General features: G+C 41.9%; 19 protein-coding genes and 1 other RNA gene. 1 reads left to right on the top strand and 19 read right to left on the bottom strand.

Annotation, left to right across the window (positions count from 1 at the left end):
- Window positions 1–501: 501 nt before the first annotated feature.
- The 14 genes from J2T13_RS22860 to rpoE all read right to left on the bottom strand — a co-directional run bounded on the left by J2T13_RS22860 (window position 502) and on the right by rpoE (window position 13,693).
- Window positions 502–762, bottom strand: a complete 261-nt coding sequence (locus tag J2T13_RS22860; protein WP_429374690.1) for a pro-sigmaK processing inhibitor BofA family protein — start codon at window positions 760–762, stop codon at window positions 502–504.
- Window positions 763–777: 15 nt separating this feature from the next.
- Window positions 778–1,056 carry a hypothetical protein gene (locus J2T13_RS22855; protein WP_429374688.1) on the bottom strand — a complete coding sequence of 93 codons (279 nt, stop codon included), beginning with the start codon at window positions 1,054–1,056 and terminating at the stop codon, window positions 778–780.
- Window positions 1,057–1,331: 275 nt separating this feature from the next.
- Window positions 1,332–1,931 (bottom strand): recombination mediator RecR, encoded by a 600-nt coding sequence (gene recR / locus J2T13_RS22850; RefSeq protein WP_429374687.1) that lies wholly within the window; start codon window positions 1,929–1,931, stop codon window positions 1,332–1,334.
- Window positions 1,932–1,958: 27 nt separating this feature from the next.
- Complete coding sequence (locus J2T13_RS22845) at window positions 1,959–2,270, bottom strand: YbaB/EbfC family nucleoid-associated protein (RefSeq protein WP_429374685.1); 312 nt, start codon at window positions 2,268–2,270, stop codon at window positions 1,959–1,961.
- 59 nt (window positions 2,271–2,329) lie between these two features.
- A complete protein-coding gene (dnaX, locus tag J2T13_RS22840) occupies window positions 2,330–4,099 on the bottom strand; it encodes a DNA polymerase III subunit gamma/tau (protein WP_429374683.1) in 1,770 nt (589 codons plus the stop codon).
- A 274-nt stretch (window positions 4,100–4,373) separates the two neighbouring features.
- Window positions 4,374–4,641, bottom strand: an RNA gene (gene ffs / locus J2T13_RS22835) — signal recognition particle sRNA large type.
- Window positions 4,642–4,867: 226 nt separating this feature from the next.
- Window positions 4,868–5,065, bottom strand: coding sequence for a 50S ribosomal protein L31 (gene rpmE / locus J2T13_RS22830; protein ID WP_044879259.1), 198 nt, complete (start codon window positions 5,063–5,065; stop codon window positions 4,868–4,870).
- 108 nt (window positions 5,066–5,173) lie between these two features.
- On the bottom strand, window positions 5,174–6,448 hold the full coding sequence (locus J2T13_RS22825) for a radical SAM protein (protein WP_429374681.1): 1,275 nt from the start codon (window positions 6,446–6,448) through the stop codon (window positions 5,174–5,176).
- A 61-nt stretch (window positions 6,449–6,509) separates the two neighbouring features.
- A complete protein-coding gene (rho, locus tag J2T13_RS22820; RefSeq protein ID WP_429374679.1) occupies window positions 6,510–7,874 on the bottom strand; it encodes a transcription termination factor Rho in 1,365 nt (454 codons plus the stop codon).
- 178 nt (window positions 7,875–8,052) lie between these two features.
- Window positions 8,053–9,306, bottom strand: coding sequence for a UDP-N-acetylglucosamine 1-carboxyvinyltransferase (locus J2T13_RS22815; protein ID WP_429374678.1), 1,254 nt, complete (start codon window positions 9,304–9,306; stop codon window positions 8,053–8,055).
- Window positions 9,307–9,498: 192 nt separating this feature from the next.
- On the bottom strand, window positions 9,499–10,353 hold the full coding sequence (gene fba, locus J2T13_RS22810) for a class II fructose-1,6-bisphosphate aldolase (RefSeq protein ID WP_429374676.1): 855 nt from the start codon (window positions 10,351–10,353) through the stop codon (window positions 9,499–9,501).
- A 310-nt stretch (window positions 10,354–10,663) separates the two neighbouring features.
- The gene (locus J2T13_RS22805; protein ID WP_429374674.1) at window positions 10,664–11,038 is read right to left on the bottom strand and encodes a response regulator; all 375 of its coding nucleotides are present in this window, start codon (window positions 11,036–11,038) and stop codon (window positions 10,664–10,666) included.
- A 177-nt stretch (window positions 11,039–11,215) separates the two neighbouring features.
- On the bottom strand, window positions 11,216–12,817 hold the full coding sequence (locus tag J2T13_RS22800) for a CTP synthase (protein ID WP_429374672.1): 1,602 nt from the start codon (window positions 12,815–12,817) through the stop codon (window positions 11,216–11,218).
- A 315-nt stretch (window positions 12,818–13,132) separates the two neighbouring features.
- Window positions 13,133–13,693 carry a DNA-directed RNA polymerase subunit delta gene (gene rpoE / locus J2T13_RS22795; RefSeq protein ID WP_429374671.1) on the bottom strand — a complete coding sequence of 187 codons (561 nt, stop codon included), beginning with the start codon at window positions 13,691–13,693 and terminating at the stop codon, window positions 13,133–13,135.
- Between the two features lie 376 nt (window positions 13,694–14,069).
- Here rpoE and J2T13_RS22790 point away from each other — a divergent pair, with 376 nt between their 5' ends.
- Complete coding sequence (locus J2T13_RS22790) at window positions 14,070–15,275, top strand: S8 family peptidase (protein WP_429374669.1); 1,206 nt, start codon at window positions 14,070–14,072, stop codon at window positions 15,273–15,275.
- A 57-nt stretch (window positions 15,276–15,332) separates the two neighbouring features.
- Here the strand turns inward: J2T13_RS22790 and argS are convergent, their stop codons facing one another.
- The 5 genes from argS to speE form a co-directional block, all read right to left on the bottom strand.
- Window positions 15,333–17,012, bottom strand: a complete 1,680-nt coding sequence (argS, locus tag J2T13_RS22785; protein WP_429374667.1) for an arginine--tRNA ligase — start codon at window positions 17,010–17,012, stop codon at window positions 15,333–15,335.
- The gene (locus J2T13_RS22780) at window positions 17,009–17,434 is read right to left on the bottom strand and encodes a DUF1934 domain-containing protein (protein ID WP_429374665.1); all 426 of its coding nucleotides are present in this window, start codon (window positions 17,432–17,434) and stop codon (window positions 17,009–17,011) included. The genes argS and J2T13_RS22780 overlap by 4 nt, the downstream gene beginning before the upstream one ends.
- Window positions 17,435–17,692: 258 nt before the next feature.
- Window positions 17,693–18,859, bottom strand: coding sequence for a WD40/YVTN/BNR-like repeat-containing protein (locus tag J2T13_RS22775; RefSeq protein ID WP_429374663.1), 1,167 nt, complete (start codon window positions 18,857–18,859; stop codon window positions 17,693–17,695).
- Window positions 18,860–19,049: 190 nt separating this feature from the next.
- Window positions 19,050–19,919 carry an agmatinase gene (gene speB, locus J2T13_RS22770; RefSeq protein WP_429374662.1) on the bottom strand — a complete coding sequence of 290 codons (870 nt, stop codon included), beginning with the start codon at window positions 19,917–19,919 and terminating at the stop codon, window positions 19,050–19,052.
- A gap of 17 nt (window positions 19,920–19,936) precedes the next feature.
- On the bottom strand, window positions 19,937–20,764 hold the full coding sequence (gene speE, locus J2T13_RS22765; protein WP_429374660.1) for a polyamine aminopropyltransferase: 828 nt from the start codon (window positions 20,762–20,764) through the stop codon (window positions 19,937–19,939).
- Window positions 20,765–20,975 lie beyond the last annotated feature (211 nt).

Below are 20,975 nucleotides of genomic sequence, written 5' to 3'. Positions count from 1 at the left end.
ATTCTCTACCAAATGATTTCTCATTTGTTTTGATCTCACTTTCGTGAAATCTTTACTCACTCGTTGTTCAGTTTTCAAAGATCAATTACTCTTTCATTGTCATCAGTTGTTCTCGGCGACAACTACTATATCTTATCATGCGACCCATTCATTCGTCAAGCATTTTTTTCAAAAACATTTTTTAATTTCTGATTACCTTTCGGTAAGCTTGGACGCCTTTTCAAAGGGGCGATTAATAATGTAACACATCAACACGAATACCGTCAATAACAATATTAAAATTATCTTATCTCCTATATAGTATGTCTATAAAAACTCGGCTATTCAGCACTGGGAAGGTAAGTTCAAGATCGAAGAGTGAATATCAGAGTGCAGGCATACCTATTAGAATCGGACTTTCAGGGGATATCACTCTCTCGTGTCATTCTCTCGGTACCGTAGATTGCTCTCGCACTACTTCTTGATCCATAGATACCTTAGATACATTTTTGAACTACTCTTTTAAAGAGTCATCTTTAAACCGGCCAATAGTGCTACCCCGGGCAACCCCAATAACACTACCGTTCCTATTGTTACAGGATTTAATGGGATATAGATATTGGGAATGATACCTGAAAAATTAACTCCGTATATTCCTACTGCCGCAAGAACCATATGTATTCCCAGTATACTCAACCATTTAAATCCTAACTTCTTCTTAAACACGATAAATAATAAGAGCACTATGGATATAACGAACACACTCATCATAATCAGTTTCATCTTCCATCCTCCTTGTTAAACGGCCGACTCTCTGGCATCGTAAATTTGGGAACGATCCAACCCTATTTTCTTCGCTTGCTTCAAATACATTTGGTATTTGATCTCTGCGGCTTCAAGCATATGAATAGCATAATCAACCTCATCCGTACCTGATGCCTCCTCAAAATACATCATCGCCTCCTCCCATCTTGCTCGTGATCGTAGGACCTCTGAATACACAGCTCTTTTTTCTTGCTCATCTTTTATGGTCTCACTTTTAAACCAACTACTCCATGTTCTTGACAGCCATCCCATTAATAATTCCTCCCTCATCTCTCGCTTCCACTTTTATACATATCGAGAAAAGGACAAACTTAGAACTATCAAATCGAATAAATATGATGGTACACATCTTTCATCACATGTACCCTGGCTTAATATGAAATATAAACTTCGACGTCCCCCAAGGAACAAGGACCTCTCTTCCTCAAATTAATGAAATGGAAATGACATACTTCTACTTTCCCACAAAAAAACGGGGCCCCTACCTAGGGACCCCTCTCTCAAACAGCTTATTTAGTTGTATAGCATCAGCGCAGCTCGCGCCTTCCTTCTAGCGCCTTGGATAAGGTAACTTCATCCGCATATTCCAAATCGCCACCTACAGGTAGCCCATGGGCAATACGGGTCACTATTATATCAAAAGGTCGAATCAGCCTGGAAATATACATCGCCGTTGCTTCTCCTTCGATATTAGCATTAGTCGCCAGAATAAGCTCCTTAACACGTTCATCACTAAGTCTATTCAATAATTCCTTTAACCGTATATCATCAGGACCAATACCCTCCATAGGAGAGATTGCACCCTGAAGAACATGGTAATATCCATTAAACTCTTTGGTACGTTCCATGGCTACAAGATCCTTGGGGTCTTGAACAATACAAATCACGGACGGATCCCGCGTCTTATCCTGACACATCCGACAAGGGTCGGTATCGGTAATATTACAACAGACAGAACAGTAATGAAGATTGCGCTTAACACTAACGAGTGCTTTAGCAAAGTCAATAACATTGTCTTCCTTCATCGTAAGAACATGAAAAGCTAGACGACTAGCTGTCTTCGGACCAATACCCGGTAGCCGTGTAAATGATTCAATCAGCTTTGCAATGGGTTCGGGATAATACAATACTGAAGAGCTCCTTCTGCTGTGAGATTAGAACAGGCCTGGGATTTTCATTCCACCTGTGAATTTACCCATGTCATCGTTGGCAAGCTCATCTGCTTTAGTCAGGGCGTCATTTACCGCTGTCATCACCAGATCCTGCAGCATTTCTACATCTTCCGGATCAACCGCTTCCGGCTTAATTGTAATGGATAACAATTTTTTGTGTCCATTTACTTCTGCAGTTACCACGCCACCACCAGAGCTTCCTTCTACCGTCTTAGTCACTAACTCTTCTTGTGCCTTCAACATTTGCTCTTGCATTTTCTTCACTTGCTTCATCATTTGGTTCATATTATTCATTCGTTATCTCTCCTTTGTAGACTCACCTATAGCGGTTGTTCAAATGCTATACGTGATTTCTATTCTTTTATAACTACGAGGTCTTCACCAAAAAGTTGAAGCGCCTCATCAATCCATGGCTCTGATTTGGGACTACCGTCCTCATGTTCATGCTCCAGCTTCAATTCTTCCTTGGCCTGTTGTGTTGACCCTTCGAGAGCAGTCATCCAATCTCGCTGCATAATCGTCACCAAATGATAAGCTTTACCAAGCTTCGCTTCCAGAACATGCTCTATGACCTGCTTATTCGCAGGCTTCTCGGTAGTCTCTCTGTGAATATTATTCTTAAAGGCTACCAGAATAGAATCATCTAGTACAGAAGCAGGCTCCCCATCCATAAACCAAGCATGAACAGTAACCTTCTCTTCTTTAACCCCTTGAAGAACAGGACCCCATTGTTTTTGAATCGTTGCAAACGACTCACTATTCCTCTGGAGTAAATATTCATTTAACTGAGGAGGTAGCTTAGCTACAGAAGATGCACGTGGTGCTGGCATCCCACCTCCAGAAGATCTAGAGCTTCCTCCGGAATCACGAGTACTCGTTCCGGTTCCACCTGCCTTGATAAATTTCTCAAGTTTCTTCTCCAGAGTTGCCACTTGCTGTCTCAAAAGATTGAGTTCTCCTGAATCAGCAGGCAAGGCGGCTTGAGAAGGAACACGGGTAGCACTGGTATGATGAGACTGTTCATGCTGAATATTACCTTGCGGTATATTACAAAGCTTAAGCAGAGCTACTTCAAATAACGTCTGCGGCTGTGAAGCATATTTCATCTCACTTTGATAGTGATTCAGAATATCAATCATTTGAAATAACTGTTCACGCGAAAATGCATCTGCCATTTCCTTATATTCTTCCGGATTCAATACCCTGTCCGTCAGCTTGTCCGCGTGGGGGACCATTTTAATTAATAGTAGATCTCGGAAATAATACAGTAGGTTCTCCACGCATTTATCTGCACTTTTACCTTCCTGCATGAAATCTTCCACCATTTGTAGCACTAAGCCTATATCTTCATTAAGCAGACCCTGTGCTAGGCTTCCGAACTGTTCGGAAGCAATTCCTCCGGTCATATTTAGTACCTGTTGATACGTTACATCATCGCCCGTGAAGGATGAAATCTGGTCCAATACACTGAGCGCATCCCGCATTCCGCCATCGGAAAGCCTAGCGATATATTGAAGTGCATCATCATCTGCTTTAATGCCTTCTTTATCGCAAATATGACGCAGTCGCTCAGTCTGCTCATCCAACGACACTCTTCGAAAATCAAAACGCTGACAACGTGAAATAATGGTAGCTGGCAGCTTATGAGGTTCAGTCGTCGCAAGAATAAACATAACATGAGAAGGCGGTTCCTCTAACGTCTTCAGTAAGGCATTGAATGCTTCTGTGGTCAGCATATGCACTTCATCGATAATATAAACCTTTTGTCTGACTTCCGTGGGTGCATATTTAACTTTCTCACGCAAATCACGAATTTCTTCTACACCGCGGTTAGACGCGGCATCAATTTCTTGCACATCCATGACAGATCCTGCCGTTATACGGCGACAAGACTCACATTCATTACAAGGTTCCGTAGCCGGTCCCCGCTCACAGTTTACGGCTTTTGCTAAAATCTTCGCAGCACTCGTCTTCCCGGTTCCACGTGGACCACTGAACAGGTAGGCATGAGAAACCCGCTGTTCACGTATCGCGTTCTGCAGCGTTTGAATGATATGCCGTTGTCCCACTACGTCTTGAAAAGACTGCGGTCGCCATGCACGGTACAGCGCTATATGTTCCACTTTGCGTTACCCTCTTTCAACTTCCACTTCATGACATGTCGTCGCCTCATCATTATACTATATTCCACTGTTTAGCAAAACTTCAATTCACCTATATCCTAAATAAAAAAAAGAAAATACAATTAAGTATCCTTTATTTTCTGTACGTTTACAGGATGGACTATAAGATAGCATATGACTACTACACCTTCTATCCTCTGCCTCTTAAAAAGCAAAAGCACCTTTGCCATAAGGACAAAGATGCAAATAGAACATTCTAAGTTATAAATAAGTACCGTGCACCTGTTATTGATAATTGCGATCCGAGCGGTAAACCTGCGTAGCTACTCGGGCTAGGCTTCCCTTCGGCACAGGAGTGTTTTGCTTATGGCTGCTTCCTTCCGGACCTGACCAGGTTCACAAGCACTCATTGCGAAGGACCCAACCGTCAACATAGCACACAGGGACCAAGACCTCACATCGACAAAACCTCTAACAGGAATTCAACCTCGCTACAGCGGATTGCGAGTTACAGGGCACCGCTACCTCCCCGTCTAGCACGGCGAGAATAAGTATATCGCACAGCAGAGCAAAAATCAACTCCCATTGTTCTCCACACACTCAGTTATAGCAAGTTTGGTTTGAAAAAAAAACATGCCAAACAATCTATAATTTTCAACAATTACTAACCTGTTAGGTCAAGGTTAAAGAAAAAATCCCCTATCTCTCTAAAGAGTAGGGGACTGCACGACGATTTAACCTTAAGCCGCAAAGCAGCTAATAATCGGATTAAACTCCGTATTTTTTCTTAAATTTATCAACACGACCACCAGCATCCAGGAATTTTTGTTTTCCTGTATAGAACGGATGACAGTTGGAGCAAACTTCTACACGTAGATTTTCTTTAACAGAACCTGTTTCAAATGTATTGCCACAAGCACAGCTTACAGTAGTCACGTGATATTTCGGTTGGATTGATTCTTGCATGACTTTCACCTCTTTCCGCCCTGTGTCTCATGTGTACACAGAGTAATTGGACATATACTTCGATTATAGCAGGATGATTGTCAATAAGCAATCATAATGAGTTATCGTTTATATGGTAATAATCTTCTTCTTACGAACCATATCCGCTGGGGGCACATGTGTAAAAGAACCAATGACAACTTCCGGCAGTTCTGCCCGGAATATTTCAAGCATCTGCTTCATTCCCAATATTTCACCTTGAGCAGGAGGAATGAGTTCCAAATAACTCTCGGGGTCAATATTAAGATTCCGCATTTGAATTAGCTTAAGTCCCGTTCTTCTACAGAATTCTACCATGGCTTCAATTTCTTCCTCGCGATCGGTCACGCCTGGAAAAATCAAATAGTTAATGGAGGTATATACGCCTTGATCTGTAGCGTAACGCAGAGATTTCTCAACGTTCACAAGATTATATCCTCTAGGCTTGTAGTATGCATCGTAATGAGTATCTAATGCACTAATTGTACTAACGCGCATTAAATCTAATCCGGCATCCACAATTCCACGCATATGGTCATTTAATCCGGCATTTGTATTGATATTAATATATCCCATATCCGTGATGGACCTAACTTCACGAATGGCATCTATAATAATCTTAGCCTGCGTAGATGGTTCCCCTTCACAGCCTTGCCCAAAACTAATGATGGATTCCGGTGTTGTCAGATGCTCTAACATCACCTCAACCAGTTCATCTACTCTTGGACGGAAGTCCATACGGGTCTGCGGTGATACAAAGCCACTGTCATCCGGCTGTTCAGAAATACAACCGAAGCAACCCGCATTACAAGAATGTGAGACAGGAACGCCACCCTCCCACCGATTCAAAAATGTATTTGAGGAAGTAAGACATTCATATCCTAATGCGCAATTCGTTAAATGGGTATAAAGTCTATTATCAGGATATTTCTCAGTCAACCGTTTTACGCCGACAGCCAGCTCTTCTGGATCACAATTAATCGGATTCCACTTCTCCGGATCATCTGTTAGTTCAGCCGCTACATAGAACTGATTTTCCTTCCATACTACAGCCGAATAGCCAAACAAGGGTAACTTATAGGCCTTGTCTGTCTTCACATAACCCGGAAGACCCAATCTTGTATATCCTTGTGGAAGAAGCGCACCCACCGCTTGGGCATTATTCGGCAATGACATCATCTCCCCTGTATCAGGGTCCATACCAATGGCTCGCGTACTCGGTAATCCTACCAAAGTAGCGCCTTCTGGTAATGGAATGAGCTCGTCATCGAGTAATTCAACAATCATATCCCCACTACGGGCAAGCCCGTAGTGGGAGGGGTGATCAAATACATTTCCTTGTTCATCTGCGTATACCAGGTACATGGTGTTCCCCTCTTTATCAATAAGCTATATTTGTCCCAATAGGACATTCAATAATTTCTTCTTAGGATGTCGTTGCAGAAGCAGTCGATGAACGGGTTGGTCTGCGAGTCGTGCTTTGGTTACTGCTTTGGTTACTGCTTTGACTGCTTCCGTTGTTGCCACTATTATTATTTCCTGATTTGGCAGGTACGTCGAAGGAGGCAATAAATTCCTCATTAGTCTTACTATTACGTAGTTTCTTCAGGAATCCATCTACAAATTCTGCAGAATCATTCATATTTTTACGGATTGCCCAGATCGTATCCAGTTCTTCCTTAGTCAACAACACTTCCTCACGACGAGTTCCCGAGCGACGAATATCAATCGCAGGGAATATACGACGTTCAGCCAACTTGCGGTCCAGATGCAGTTCCATATTCCCCGTACCTTTAAACTCTTCATAAATGATATCATCCATGCGTGATCCTGTATCTACCAGCGCAGTTGCGAGTATGGTTAAGCTACCGCCTTCTTCCACATTACGCGCAGCACCGAAGAACCGTTTAGGACGATGAAATGCCGCTGGATCAATACCACCACTAAGCGTACGTCCTGAAGGTGGAATTACGAGGTTGTATGCACGAGCAAGACGAGTAATGCTATCCATTAGGATAACCACATCTTTTTTATGTTCAACCAATCTTAATGCACGTTCTAGTACCAACTCTGCCACTTTAATATGATTCTCTGGCAATTCATCGAATGTAGAAGCAACAACTTCACCTTTTACAGACCGTTGCATATCGGTTACTTCCTCAGGTCGTTCATCGATCAGGAGTACAAACAGTGTGATTTCAGGATTATTGGTAGAGATGCTATTGGCAATTTCTTTTAGGAGGAGCGTTTTTCCGGCTTTTGGAGGTGCTACGATTAATCCACGTTGTCCCAAACCTACAGGTGCGAGTAAATCCATAATACGTGCGGACAAATGGTTAGGGGATGTCTCGAGTATAAGTTTCTTTTGTGGGTAAAGAGGAGTTAGCGCTGGAAAATGCAACCTTTCCGCTGCAGTCTGAGGACTTTCTCCGTTGACGGCATTAACCTGAAGTAATCCAAAGTACCGTTCATTTTCTTTCGGAGTCCTACATTTACCAGATACTAGATCTCCAGTCCTTAAATCAAATTTACGAATTTGCGAGGCCGAGATATAAATATCTTGTGTGCTCGGTAAGTAGTTAATGGGTCTTAAAAAACCATAACCTTCAGAAAGTATTTCTAGCACACCTTCCATGAACATCAATCCGCTCTGCTCTGCTTGTGCTCGCAGAATAGCAAAAATTAATTCTCTTTTCTTCAGTTGACCATAGTACGGGATCTGGTATTGCTTCGCAAGCTTATACAGATCAGTCAGCTTCATTTCTTCCAAGTCGGAAATTTGTAGATCCATGTAATAACCACCTATTCAATTTTATAAGTCCATATATCATATGTCATAATCTATTAGTCTATGAAAAATCCTTATTAGGATAGCATTACCCTATTCAGAAGGAAATATGCAAATTTATCCAAGATCAATAGAATAAATGATTGGAGGATTGCATTTCCCTCAGCATAAGGTTGTGACTTTATTCAGTCTCACGCCACACATCTGCCCCTAAACGGCGAAGATTAGTAACCAAATGGTCATACCCACGATCAATGTATTCTACGCCAGAAACTTCAGTAATTCCTTCTTCAACTGTAAGTGCAGCAATGACAAGCGCTGCTCCTGCACGCAGATCCGTAGCTTTTACTTTAGCGGCATTGAGCTTACTTTTCTCAATAATCGCAGATCGTCCTTCTACACGAATTTTAGCCCCCATCCGTATCAATTCGGGGACATGCTTAAATCGATTACTATATACAAAATCACTAAGCACACTAACCCCCTCAGCCTGTGTCAGCAGACTCGTCATTGGAGATTGTAAATCGGTAGGGAATCCTGGGTAAATCAACGCTTTTACATCTACATGCTCATATTTGTCACGTCCAATAACACGAATGCCTTCATCAAGCTCTTCAATATGAACGCCCATTTCGAGCAATTTAGCTGTCATAGCTTCCATGTGTTTGGGGATAACATTGTCAATGATCACATCACCACGGGTAGCAGCAGCTGCAATCATATACGTACCTGCTTGAATACGATCGGGAATAATGGAGTGGCGGCAGCCATGAAGTTCAGAGACACCCTCGATACGAATGGTTTCCGTACCGGCGCCTTTGATTACGGCTCCCATGGAATTAAGGAGTGTTGCTACATCTATGATCTCAGGCTCTTTGGCCGCATTTTCGATGGTAGTGGAACCTATGGCACGGGCGGCAGCTAGCATTATATTAATGGTTGCCCCTACGCTAGATACATCTAAGTATATTTTAGCTCCCCGTAGTTCTTTAGCGTGTAAGTGAATAGAACCATGTTCATTCGTTACTGTTGCGCCTAGCGCTTCAAAGCCTTTAATGTGCTGATCGATAGGTCGGGGTTCAAAATTACAGCCTCCCGGTAGGCCAATCACTGCTTCATTGAATCTGCCAAGCATGGCACCCATCATGTAGTAAGAAGCCCTTAGCTTCTTAACAGGACCATTTGGCATGGGGATTGATTTGATAGAGGAAGGGTCAATTCTCATCTGGCTACCTTCCCATGAAACACTAGCACCAAGCTCCTCTAGTATTTCGGCATACACAGCTACATCACTCAAGAGCGGTAAATTATCCAGAATAACTTCCGATTCTGCCAATATAGCCGCAGGAATCAAGGCAATGGCGCTATTTTTAGCACCGCTGATGGATACCGTGCCATGTAGCGGTCGTCCGCCAGTGATCATCAATTTTTCCATAAGATCAAGGGTCCCCCTAAGTATTTTGCAGCAAATTAAATAACAATACATGCTGTTGGGTTTATAATAAAAATGGAAAGACACCGGCTAAGCGGTGCACTCTCCATAACAAACTGTTTAACTTAATACCCTAAGTAATACGTCCAAACTCACTTAGAATAAGATCTTACTTAAGTGCATTATAGAAAGTATTTACGCTTTGTTGTTAGAACCGAATTCACGGATTTTACCAATAACGGTTTCTTTGATCGCGTCACGGCCTGGTACGATGAACGTACGTGGATCATATGCATCTGGTTTCGCAGCAAGCACTTCACGAACAGCTTTTGCAAATACGATTTGATTCTCAGTATTTACATTGATTTTGGAAGTACCTAATGAGATTGCTTTATTGATATCACTTGTTGGAATACCTGTACCGCCATGAAGAACCATTGGGATATTCGTAGCGTCACGAATTTCTTCCATTTCTTTGAATCCTAGGTTAGGCTCACCAAGGTAAGGTCCATGAACGGAACCAAGTGCAGGAGCTAGCGTATCGATGCCTGTTTCTTTAACGATACGTACACACTCTTCCAAATCAGCATACATAATTCCACCGATAACGTCGTCTTCTTGTCCGCCAACAGTCCCTACTTCAGCTTCAACGGAAACGCCTTTAGCATGAGCATATTCAACGACTTTCTTAGTCATTTCAATATTCTCATCAATTGGATGATGGGAACCGTCGATCATAACGGATGTAAATCCTGCATCGATTGCTTCTTTACATTTATCAAAACTGGAACCATGGTCAAGATGAATAGCAACAGGAACTGTAATTTTCATATCATGCAATAGACCTTCAACCATCTTCACAACAGTGTAGAACCCGCCCATATGGCGTGCTGCTCCTTCAGATACCCCAAGGATTACTGGTGACTTCTCTTGTTCTGCGGCACCTAGAATCGCTTGTGTCCACTCCAAGTTATTGATGTTATATTGACCCACTGCATATTTACCTTCAAGTGCTTTGTTTAACATGTCTTTCATAGATACTAATGGCATGGTTTCAATCCTCCTAAGAAATGTTGTTATTTTTCTGCAAACCAAATCCGACATCTCACACAATTTTCATTATACCACATCATGTCCTGAAAACTAAACATGCATCTACGTAAAACTAGAACTGCAGCTTGTCCATATTGGATAAGTCTCAGTCCTGCGTTTCTTATGGTCCTAACTTAGAGTTAGATGCCACTTAGATAATATATATTATCTTGTAGGAGAATAGCTGTGTCAGATAACACAGCTTAATTCTGACCTTTCGATCATGAACCTCAGCACAATATTTATGAATTATTTATTGTTGGTACTTCTATACTGTATTATTCCTTAATTGGGTATTTACCGCTACTCTCATCTCATCAATATCAAAAGGTTTCGTGAAGTGCATAAGCGCACCTAGTTCGGTCGCCTCTTTGATCATGTCAAGCTCACCATATGCAGTCATCATAATAACTTTAATCTCTGCATTAATTTCTTTAATATGTTTAAGAATCTCAAGGCCATCCATACCTGGAATTTTCATATCAAGTAAAACTAGATCGGGAGAATTATTCTGTACTACTTCTAAAGCCAATCTGCCGTTTGCAGCCTGAAACATATCGTAACCTTCGCTACTAAAGACTTCCATTAATAGAATGCGTATACCATTTTGATCATCAACGATCAAAACTTTTTTCTTATCCAATCGTTTCACCCCCCTAAGAATCATCCCGCCATTAAACTTATTACAAACATTTCTTGATTTATATCAAGTTAACCAATTTATGTATTCGCTTTATAATATCTAATTCCTGCTAAATTCAGACTATGTTAACAAAAAAAGGCCTCCTTAACCGGAGACCTTACTTCTATTTATTAAATATTATCCTTGATGTTTCACAGAAGCCTTTACAAATTCACGGAACAAAGGCTGTGGACGGTTCGGACGAGAGATGAACTCCGGATGGAACTGTACAGATAAGAACCATGGATGCCCTGGAAGCTCCACAATCTCAACTAGACGACCATCAGGAGAGGTCCCAGAGATTTTTAAGCCTGCTTGTTCGATAACTTCACGATACTCATTATTAAATTCATAGCGATGACGGTGTCTTTCATACACCAATTCATCATTATAACATGACATAGCTAGAGATTCCGGGTGCAGTTTACAAGGATATAATCCAAGACGCATCGTGCCACCTAGATCTTCGATATCCTTTTGTTCTGGCAATAGATCAATAACAGGATACTCTGTTGCTGGGTTGATCTCCGAGCTGTTAGCTCCCTTAAGACCTACAAGGGAACGAGCAAATTCAATAACAGATACTTGCATACCCAGACAAATACCGAAGAAAGGCACGTTATTTTCACGAGCATAACGAATAGCTGTGATTTTACCTTCTATACCACGATCTCCAAATCCACCTGGTACAAGAATACCACCTACACCATGAAGCATGTCCTTTACGTTGTCACTCGTAATCTCTTCTGCATTAACCCAACGAATCTTCACTTCAACATTAGCATCGAAGCCTGCATGAGAAAGGGATTCTACAACACTAAGATAAGCATCATGAAGGGCAACATATTTACCAACAATGGCGATTTCCACTGTTTTCTCAAGTTTCTTAATTCGATCTACAAGACTTTCCCACTCTGTCATGTCAGGTTTAGGCGTAGTTAGCTTCAAATGGTTCACTACAATTTCGTCTAGCCCTTCGTCACGAAGATTAAGTGGAACTTCATAAAGCGTAGCTGCATCGCGACATTCCACAACTGCATCCAGATCAATATCACAGAATAGGGCAATTTTGGCCTTCATGTCTGCTGAAAGCTCATATTCAGTACGACAAACAATGACATTAGGCTGAATACCAATACTCCGTAGTTCCTTAACACTATGCTGTGTTGGTTTTGTTTTCACTTCACCAGCAGCTTGGAGATAAGGGATTAACGTAACATGAATATACATCACGTTCTCACGGCCAATTTCACTCTTGATTTGACGAATAGCTTCAAGGAATGGCAAGCTTTCGATATCTCCAACCGTACCACCGATCTCCGTAATAACAACATCAGATCCCGCTTCACGACCTGCACGGAATACACGTTCTTTAATTTCGTTGGTGATATGTGGAATAACTTGAACTGTACCGCCTAGATAGTCGCCACGACGTTCTTTGCTGATAACTGAGGAATATACTTTACCTGTTGTTACGTTGCTATTCTTGGATAAATTAATATCAATAAACCGTTCGTAGTGACCTAAATCAAGATCTGTCTCAGCGCCATCGTCCGTTACAAAAACTTCGCCGTGCTGATATGGACTCATGGTTCCTGGATCCACATTCAAATAAGGGTCAAATTTCTGAATTGTTACCTTTAATCCTCTATTCTTGAGCAACCTGCCAAGAGAAGCGGCGGTAATCCCTTTACCAAGAGAAGATACAACACCGCCGGTTACAAAAATGTACTTTGTCACTGTAAAAACCCTCCTAATTATAGTCCCGAAATTCATGCAATCTATGATCTTTTCTCAGCCTCAGAAACCAATTACTTACAGTAACATGCAAATCCGATATGCCACTCCAACTGCAATGCCGTGGCACTCAATCTTTATCTAAAAAAACAAAAAAGTGACACCCGTAGTACGGGGGCACTTTTTATCATTTCAATAAATATTCTTCGTTCAATCATAAGCCCATGCAATAGTTTACTCCGTGCCTTGTACTCTGTCAAGTCAGGAACTAGCTAAACATATCTCTAGATAATTTGCCTGCAACTTTGTTGGAGCCTTCTAGTCCTTACTCTTACCTGATTCATCGAATTCTTCATCCGATTCCTCATCTTCGTCTGACGAATCGTCGTCATCTTCATCTAAATCGGCATCTTCTAAGATAACTTCTTCTTCAGCCTCTTCCTCGCTGTCGTCATCACTATAAATGTCGTCATGGTCTTCATCAATTCTGTCGAAATCCTCACTGTCATCACCACTGTAAGTCTCTTCGTCCGTGAAGTCATCATCTTCCAAGTCGTCGTCATCATCATTAATGATACGTGGACGCTTGGCGTTAGCAATTGGATCTTCAGACCGATCAGCAGGATACCAACGTTTCAAACCCCAGAGATTGGTTCCGACGCAGGCGAACCGGCCATCGATGTTAATCTCCGTATATAACTGTGCAATGGTATCATTCATTTGTTTCTCGGTTAAACCACGCTGTTTGGCTACCTCTGCCATCAAATCTAGATAATAGTAAGGCGTATTAACCGTCTTTAGGATGGCAAAAGCCAGATCAACCATCGGCATTTCCTTAATTCTTTCTGGATCAATTTTTAGTTGGATTGGGGTACTCACTTATGAACACTTCCTCTCATGCAATGTTCGATTTAACACGCATTTTAGATCAATATATCCCTTAACTCAGATAAGTAAAACCTATTTGGGATTAAAATGCAAGTTTTAATCCCAAAACTGATATTTTATAAAAAAATAAAAAAAAGACAGGCAAAAATCCTGTCTTCTGACTGTATCCATCTCCCTAAGGAAGTCTTCCTTAGAGAGTTGTAGTAAGAGCCATCCGGTCTCTTCATATATTATGTACGCGGCTTCACTTTGACAACAACCCAGCGCCTATTTAGTAAAAAAAAGGCAAGTTCCCACTCATACATGGTTACCCCTTCATACAATATCTCAGTATTAGCATGGTTCATCAAGAGGGGGGCTGCCCAATATGGACTACACCGGTTTTATTCAAATGCTACTTGAAGAGTCTGAACATCCCGCCTCGGCATTAGAAAGGCGTATCCTTACCTTTCATAATCCTCAACTATTTAATGCTTACCAACGGGAATTACATGCACTTAAGTCAAGTGGTATTACGATTCCGAACGTGCAGTCGTCTCAATTAATTAAAGCTATCATCGCTCCTCTACCGTCTCAAAGTGAGTTGATAAACAAATACAAAGATACACTGCTCGTTGAAGATGATATCCAGCTAAAGGTTCATGCGCTACCAAGTACCCTTGAGAGCAGTCCCGGCATTCCTTATGGAGTCAAACAAATCCAAGCGCCCAAGGTATGGTCAACATCTACAGGATACAATATCAAAATCGGTGTCATAGATACGGGCGCTGATTATTATCACCCTGATCTACGCCATTCCCTTGCCAGAGGTATCAATTTACTTAATCGGAATATGATGCCCTTAGATGACAATGGACACGGCACTCATATCGCAGGTACCATAGCTGCAGCTAATAGTACGGTCGGTATGATCGGCGTAGCTCCTCGAGCTACTATTTATCCAGTCAAGGCTTTTGATCACAACGGCTCAGCCTACGTATCCGACATTATTCTCGGTATTGATTGGTGTGTGAGGAATCATGTCGATATCATTAATATGAGTTTTGGAATGAAGACACGTAGTAGAGCCCTACAAGAAATTGTTAATAAAGCATACCATGCGGGTATTTCAATTATTGCTTCATCAGGAAATGACAGTAAACGACGGAGTATTGATTACCCCGCTCGTTATTCACAGACCATTTCTGTTGGAGCAACGGATCATAATCGCCGAATTGCCAGTTTCAGTAATCGTGGACAATATATTGATATCTATGCACCTGGTGACAAAATTATATCCTCTTGGATTCGAGGTAAATATCATGAAATGAGCGGCACCTCGATGGCAACTTCACACGTTAGCGGAGCCATTGCGCTATTACTATCACAAAATCGAAATTTACATCCTAGTGAACTCAAGACATTGTTACGCCGTACAGCCACCCCCCTCCGGGTTAGAAAGGGACAACGACTAGATCGAGACTGTGGCGAAGTGAATGCACCCCGCTTGCTAAAAGAAGGTATGAAAGCTAACGCCGGTGCCTCGGAACCAATAACAGCCAGCCTAAAACCACAAAAAAACCGTCCCTCCTGAAGTGGAAAGGGCGGTTTCATCATAATAATTAATAGATACAGACTGGCACAATTACAGTTACATTTTCTCTGGTGAATTCACGCCAATGATTCTTAATACATTACGGATCACCGTACGCACTGTGTTAAGTAATACTAACCGAGCTTGCGTCTGTGCAGGATCTTCAGTAATCACTCGCTCTGCCTTATAGTAACTGTGGAACATGGAAGACAGATCGTATACATAGCGTACCATCCGGTGTGGCGCATAGTGAAGTACCGCTGTAGCAATCTCCTCTGGTAGTTCACCTATTTTGCGAAGAAGGTCGTATTCACGCTCAGCTGTTAACGTACTTAGATCGATTTCAGAGAGTGGCAATAACTTAATGTTCTGTTCTTCTGCCTGACGGAATATGCTACAAATCCGCGCGTGTGCGTATTGTACATAGAATACAGGGTTCTCGTTAGATGTTGAAATAGCTAAATCCATGTCGAAGTCTAAATGAGAATCCATACTCCGCATCGTAAAGAAGTAACGAATCGCATCAATACCTACTTCATCCATCAGATCTACCATCGTAACCGCTTTTCCTGTACGTTTAGACATTTTTACTTTTTGGCCATCTTGAAATAAGCTAACCATCTGTGCGATCAATACGGTTAATTTATCTGGATCATTCCCGAGTGCTTCCATAGCCGCTTTCAGGCGGGGGATATACCCATGATGGTCGGCACCCAATATATTGATCATCTGATCAAAGCCACGACTGTACTTATTACGATGATAGGCGATATCTGGCATTAAATAAGTATAGGTTCCGTCATTCTTCACCAATACGCGGTCCTTGTCATCTCCATACTGAGATGTACGTAGCCACGTAGCTTCATCTTGATCGTAGACTTCTCCCCTTGTCTTCAATTCATCCAGAGAGGCAACGACCTGTCCGTTCTCATACAAAGAAGTTTCGCTAAACCATTCGTCAAAATGTACTCTAAATCGTGAAAGGTCCCGCTTTATTTTATCCAATTCCTTCTCAAGCCCATATACACGGAAGAATGCGACTCTCTCTTCTGGCTCCATCGAGAGCAGAGAATCACCTTTTTGTTCAACTAAATCTTTAGCGAATCCTTTGATATCTTCTCCATGATAGCCATCCTCAGGCATCTCAACATTCTGTCCCAGCTCCTGCATATAACGAACTTCTATTGATTTGCACAGATTAACAACCTGATTACCTGCATCATTAATATAATATTCGCGAGTAACTTGGTATCCGGCCATATCAAGCAAGTTACAGAGTGCATCTCCTACTGCTGCGCCACGAGCATGTCCAAGGTGTAGACTTCCTGTGGGGTTAGCGCTTACGAACTCCACTTGAACTCTCTTACCTTGACCCACGTTGATCCGTCCATAATCATCGCCATGCTCCTGGACCTGTTGAATGACAGGATATAAGTACTTTTTCATCAAAGTAAAGTTAATAAATCCCGGACCCGCAATTTCTGCCTTCTCTATAAAAGCTTTATTAAGATCCAAGTGTTGTATGATTTCTTCTGCAATCTGACGTGGATTCTTCTTCGCAATTTTAGTCAATTGCATGGCAACGTTACTAGCTAAATCGCCATGGACCTTATCTTTGGGTACTTCAAGGGTAATTGCAGGAATCTCTTCTTTTGTCACTATCCCAGCTTGAATAATAGCATCAACAATAACCTCTGATACCAACTGGTTAATCTGTTCTAATGGGTTCTGTATCATAATTTCGGTTCCTCCTGTATATATAAACTAATGGTAAAGACTCCAGATAAATCATCATAGACATATAAATCATATGACCAACTTACATGCCCTATCCCTCCTTGAATATCCATTTTCATCTCATGCGTGTACGTAGAGAGGTTAAAAGTGGTATACGGAGAGCGATAAAAGCCAGGCAACGTCGTATCAAGTTGATAGGACTGCTCTGACTCTACTTCACCATGTCGGATGATTTTCACTACATCAGGTGTAATCTTAATTGTTGTTCTTATGGAGCCACCCCGTGGACCTGCCTCGAGTTCCTCGTACTTTACATACAGCACCGAGTCTTTGGCAAATACCTCAGCCAACATATCCTGCACCACTTCTTCTCCTTCATGGTGACTACGTAGCTGTATTACGGCCTTCATCATATCTGGCATACGTGAAACAATCTCCAATCTATACATTCTATTGTACTACTATATCCAGTTCCCTCATTCAATTCAAATAAAATAATGGATGGATTATGGTTATGTAAGAACAAACGACTTCGTTGTCCCCATGCAACTGCACTCATTCACCAGTGAAAATATAAGAAAAAGTATATACTCTAAACGATTAAAAAATAGACAGATACCTACTCGGCTTCGAATAGCCATCCGTCTATGCTACCTTAACTAATGATACTAAGTAATCGCTTATTGTAAAGTGAATTTACGGTTCCAGCTTAATCCACCATCACGGGTCATGTAGATAGCTGACTTGGTATCGCCTGTTGCTGTCATCCAACCCCGCTTACGATCTGTAAAGGAAATCCGAGCATCGTATCCACTAATGGATGGGGTCATATTCCTCCATGTCTTACCTCCATCATACGTGCGTCCTACGGATACAACTTCTCCCGCTGGTGAACCGGCACCTAAGAATGCTGTATTTCCATCAATTAACTGCATATTACTAGGATGTCCGCCAGACTGTGCTGGACCTTTGTCTACAACAGCCTTCCCACCACCAGGTGCCGGACCTCCACCCGCTGTAGACTGACTGATCACGTGATTCCAATGTCCACCACCGTCTATACTGCTATAAAGAGAATAGGACACCTGTGACATCCCGTATTCACCGTACAACAACGCCCACACTTGCTTGCCATTACTATAAATCTCTCCCCCAGTGTTACTTTCAGCAGCTACATTTAGCTTGTTAGACCAATTCTTACCGCCGTCTATGGTCTTCATTACCTTATAGCCGCCACCCGGGATCACTACGAGCGCCCATCCATGATTCACATCATTAAAAGACATATACCGACTATTGGCTGGCGTAGAAATCTTAACAAAGCGACTCCCTGCATCTAAAGTCTTGTACGCAGACGTTCGGGTGTATCCGAACCCTACGGTTTCACTGATACGATCCATGCGAGCGAAACTCACACTCCCTGTAGAAACTTTGCTCCAATGAGATCCTCCATCCGAAGTTTGGATTAGAACCTTCGTCTGCTTTGTAGGCATAGATGCGAGCGCCCATCCGTCTTTGTTATTCGGGAAATCGATTTGAGTAAAATCCCACTCTCCTGAATTTAACTCCTGCCAATGACACCCTGCATCTGATGTTCCAATCATAAAACCATTACCAGCAGCTCGCCCTGTATTCTCATTTAAGAATTGAATGTCCGCAAACTGAAGAGGGTTCTCACTTTCACCAGCATGCTGCTTCTGTAAATCACCTAGAAGACCATGATCCCCACTTCCACAAGGTGCTGTTGCTGCTGTTGCCTTGGAGGAGGAAACCAAATAAACTCCTGGAAACACTAAAGCTATAGCGATCCACAATAGCGCAGAACGTTTAATAAATGTAATGAACATAGTCGTCCCTCCTTGTATTATTACATTACCCTTATTTGGGATTACTAACACTACGTCGCAGGAACAAAGTTTCACGTCTATATCTTCCTACTACGTCCTGTATGTATAGAAAAACACCTATCAAAAACAATATTCTGGAGCACAAGGCTTCCTAAACTATTGTTTTGAAGGTGTTATTTTATGGATGAAATTATTTCACGAAGCCAAGTAACATCTCACGAATTAATTTAGCTGCTACAATCTGTGTTTGTTCTGTAGGATCATAGATGGGCGCTACTTCAACTAAGTCACAGCCCACAACATTCACTTCAGAATTAGATATAAGGTGCACAGCCTCCAACAATTCCTTAGAAGTAATGCCACCAGCTTCTGCCGTACCCGTACCCGGCGCTGCCGAAGGATCCAACACGTCAATATCAATCGTAACATAAACGGGGCGATTCCCCATTTTAGGTAGAGCTTCCTTCAGAGGCGCTGCTACTTCATAGGGATGGAAGTTAATATTCTGGAATCCGAATTGAAATTCCTCTCTTGAACCAGAGCGAATACCGAACTGATAAATATTACTTCCTCCCATGAGCGCTGCTGCTTTACGTACAGGTGTAGAGTGTGAAAGGGGTTCACCTTCATAATGCTCTCTTAGGTCAGCATGTGCATCAATATGAATTAGGATCAGATCTGGATACTTGGCGTATACCTGCTGAATAACAGGCCAAGACACGAGATGTTCTCCACCAAGACCAATTGGAAATTTATCGTCAGCCAATAACTTCCCAACATATTCACTAATGACATCCAAGCTCCGTCCTGCATTACCGAAAGGCATTAACAAATCACCCGCGTCGAAGTAGGTGATATCCTCAATACTTTTATCCAGATAAGGGCTATATTCTTCAAGACCTACTGAGGCTTGGCGAATATGTGACGGGCCAAAACGGGAACCCGGGCGAAAGCTAACGGTGTAATCCATAGGCATACCATAAATGACAGCCTTGGAACCTTCATAATCTTCTGAACTACAAATAAATACGTTCCCTGAGTATGCTTGATCCAATTTCATCTTCTGTTCATAGCCTCCTATTTCGTAAGATCTTCCACGAATTTCGGCAACACAAAGGCTGCTTTATGCAGACGTGACGTGTAATACTTTGTATCTAACTCAGGAATAGATGCTTCGTCTACTTCGAGAGGATCATATACTTTACTACCCATTGTAAATGTCCAGAGTCCACTTGGGTAAGTCGGAATATTCGCAGCATACACACGAACGATAGGGAAGATTTCTTTCACATCACGATTTACTTGTTGAATGAGATCTGCTTTGAACCAAGGATTGTCCGTTTGAGCAACGAAGATTCCATCTTCTTTCAACGCTTCAAAGATACCTTGATAGAATCCACGTTCAAACAACGGCGCAGCAGGACCTACAGGTTCTGTTGAATCCACCATAATAACGTCATATGCGTTCTTTTGATTGATGATGTGCATATATCCGTCATTTACCAATACCTCAACACGAGGATCTTCAAGTGCACCTGCAATAGAAGGCAAATATTTCTTAGAGTATTCAATAACTTTACCATCGATTTCGACCAGTACGGCTTTCTCTACTCCTGGGTGTTTGATGACTTCACGAATAACGCCACCATCTCCACCGCCGACAACTAGCACATGCTTAGGATTAGGATGTGTATTCAATGCAGGATGAGCTACCATTTCATGATATACAAATTCATCTTTCTCCGTTGTCATAACCATGCCATCCAGAACAAGCATGTTTCCGAATTCTTCTGTTTCAACCATCGCTAAATCTTGAAATTCTGTTTTCTCTGTCACGTAAGTTTGCTTAATTTTTGCTGTTATTCCGAATACAGGAGTTTGTTTCTCTGTGAACCATAATTCCATCGTATCTACCTACCTTCGTTTTATATTTCATGTCAGCCATCACACTTCTGTCTATTGTACCAAACAAAGATGATTATATTAAATTAAGGTAAAAATGCAACCATTTTTCGACATATCGTTGCCGATAAGAAAATCATATCGTAGGTAAAATGAATATCTACGCCAAACTCATCCCATAATGAAAAGAAAAGGAAATGAAAGGGAGCACACG

It is taken from the genome of Paenibacillus sp. DS2015 (assembly GCF_050433705.1).
In the GTDB taxonomy this organism is placed as follows: domain Bacteria; phylum Bacillota; class Bacilli; order Paenibacillales; family Paenibacillaceae; genus Paenibacillus_AQ.
This window is presented reverse-complemented; position numbering and strand designations above follow the sequence as displayed.